Origin of the sequence: Kitasatospora sp. NPDC001603 (genome assembly GCF_040298365.1) — a bacterium.
GTDB lineage: Bacteria > Actinomycetota > Actinomycetes > Streptomycetales > Streptomycetaceae > Kitasatospora.
Window position 1 is genome coordinate 1 of the sequence record NZ_JBEPAA010000186.1, and the last position, 1,914, is coordinate 1,914.

Consider the following 1,914-nt stretch of genomic DNA (forward strand, 5'->3'; position numbering starts at 1 on the left):
ATTAATGCAGAGCTTCTAGAACTAGTGGATCCCCCGGGCTGCAGGTCGACGGATCTTTTCCGCTGCATAACCCTGCTTCGGGGTCATTATAGCGATTTTTTCGGTATATCCATCCTTTTTCGCACGATATACAGGATTTTGCCAAAGGGTTCGTGTAGACTTTCCTTGGTGTATCCAACGGCGTCAGCCGGGCAGGATAGGTGAAGTAGGCCCACCCGCGAGCGGGTGTTCCTTCTTCACTGTCCCTTATTCGCACCTGGCGGTGCTCAACGGGAATCCTGCTCTGCGAGGCTGGCCGGCTACCGCCGGCGTAACAGATGAGGGCAAGCGGATGGCTGATGAAACCAAGCCAACCAGGAAGGGCAGCCCACCTATCAAGGTGTACTGCCTTCCAGACGAACGAAGAGCGATTGAGGAAAAGGCGGCGGCGGCCGGCATGAGCCTGTCGGCCTACCTGCTGGCCGTCGGCCAGGGCTACAAAATCACGGGCGTCGTGGACTATGAGCACGTCCGCGAGCTGGCCCGCATCAATGGCGACCTGGGCCGCCTGGGCGGCCTGCTGAAACTCTGGCTCACCGACGACCCGCGCACGGCGCGGTTCGGTGATGCCACGATCCTCGCCCTGCTGGCGAAGATCGAAGAGAAGCAGGACGAGCTTGGCAAGGTCATGATGGGCGTGGTCCGCCCGAGGGCAGAGCCATGACTTTTTTAGCCGCTAAAACGGCCGGGGGGTGCGCGTGATTGCCAAGCACGTCCCCATGCGCTCCATCAAGAAGAGCGACTTCGCGGAGCTGGTGAAGTACATCACCGACGAGCAAGGCAAGACCGATCCCCGGGGACCTGCAGGAATTCGATATCAAGCTTTCAGTGAAAGAGCCAGGGCGCGACAGGCGCCTGCCCGCCACCGGCGAACGGCTCGAAGAGCGGGGCGAGGCGCGGGTCCCGCGGCGGATCGGACAGGTCCCGGCAGACCGCGGCGGCCGGCACACCGGCCTCGGTCAGCAGCTTCTCCCACTGCGCCGCCGGGGCCTCGCGCAGGCGTGCGGTCAGCCGGCCGTCCCGCTCGCCGCGCCGGCCGGGAGGCACCTCCAGCACCTCGCACAGCGCCTGGTAGGCGGGGTCGTCGTCGGCGCTAACCATGAGGTACCCGTCCGCGGTCCCGGCCGGCTCGTCGATCGCGCCCCACACCGGCCGGCCGTCGCTGCGCCCGGGTTCGTCGCCGGTGGCCCGGCCGAGGACGACATGGGACTGGAGCGCCATGGCGCCGGTCAGCAGCGAGGACTCGGCCGTCCAGCCGTGGCCCGACAGCTCCCGCCGGTACAGACCGGCCAGCACCCCTTCGCAGGCCACCAGCGCACCGAACATGTCGCACAGCAGCACCCGTGTCGTGGCCGGGCGCTCGTGCCGCGGGGTGTTGCCCTCGCTCACCCCGGCGTAGGCCTGCACCATGAATTCGGTGCCGATCACCTCGCGCCGGTCGAGGTGCGGGCCCCATCCCGACGCCTCGCCGAAGACCAGCCGGGGGTTCGTCCGGGCCAGTTCCCCGGCGGCGAAGCCCCACTCGGCGGCCTTTCCGGGGCGCCAGTTGTGCAGGAAGACATCCGTCTCCGCGATGAGTTCGCGCAGCGCGTCCCGGCCGGCCGGACGGCTCAGGTCGAGGCCCGTACGCCGCTTGCCGCGGTGGTACAGGGCGCCCATCCCGCTCGCGTCGCCCTGGGGCGGCTCGACCCAGGTCACGTCGGCCCCGAGCATGGTCAACAGCTGCCCGGCGAGCGGCCCTTGGACCCGGCTGGTCGCCTCGACCACCCGGATCCCGGCCAGCGGAAGGTCCCCGGCGCGGCCCGCCACGGCGCGCTGCGGTGCGGCGGCCGGTCTGCCACCGCGGGGCGCGGGCAGCGGGGCCAGCCGGGGCTG

At 68.8% G+C, this 1,914-nt stretch carries 2 protein-coding genes; one reads left to right on the forward strand and one right to left on the reverse strand.

The window, feature by feature from the left end; translation table 11 throughout:
- Positions 1 to 331 precede the first annotated feature (331 nt).
- Positions 332 to 703: a conjugal transfer transcriptional regulator TraJ gene (gene traJ, locus ABT263_RS38735; protein ID WP_008832110.1), complete on the forward strand. Its 372-nt coding sequence runs from the start codon at positions 332 to 334 to the stop codon at positions 701 to 703.
- Positions 704 to 864: 161 nt separating this feature from the next.
- Here the strand turns inward: traJ and ABT263_RS38740 are convergent.
- Positions 865 to 1,914 (reverse strand): CoA transferase (locus ABT263_RS38740; protein WP_352298640.1); only part of this gene is annotated, 1,050 nt, incomplete at its 5' end.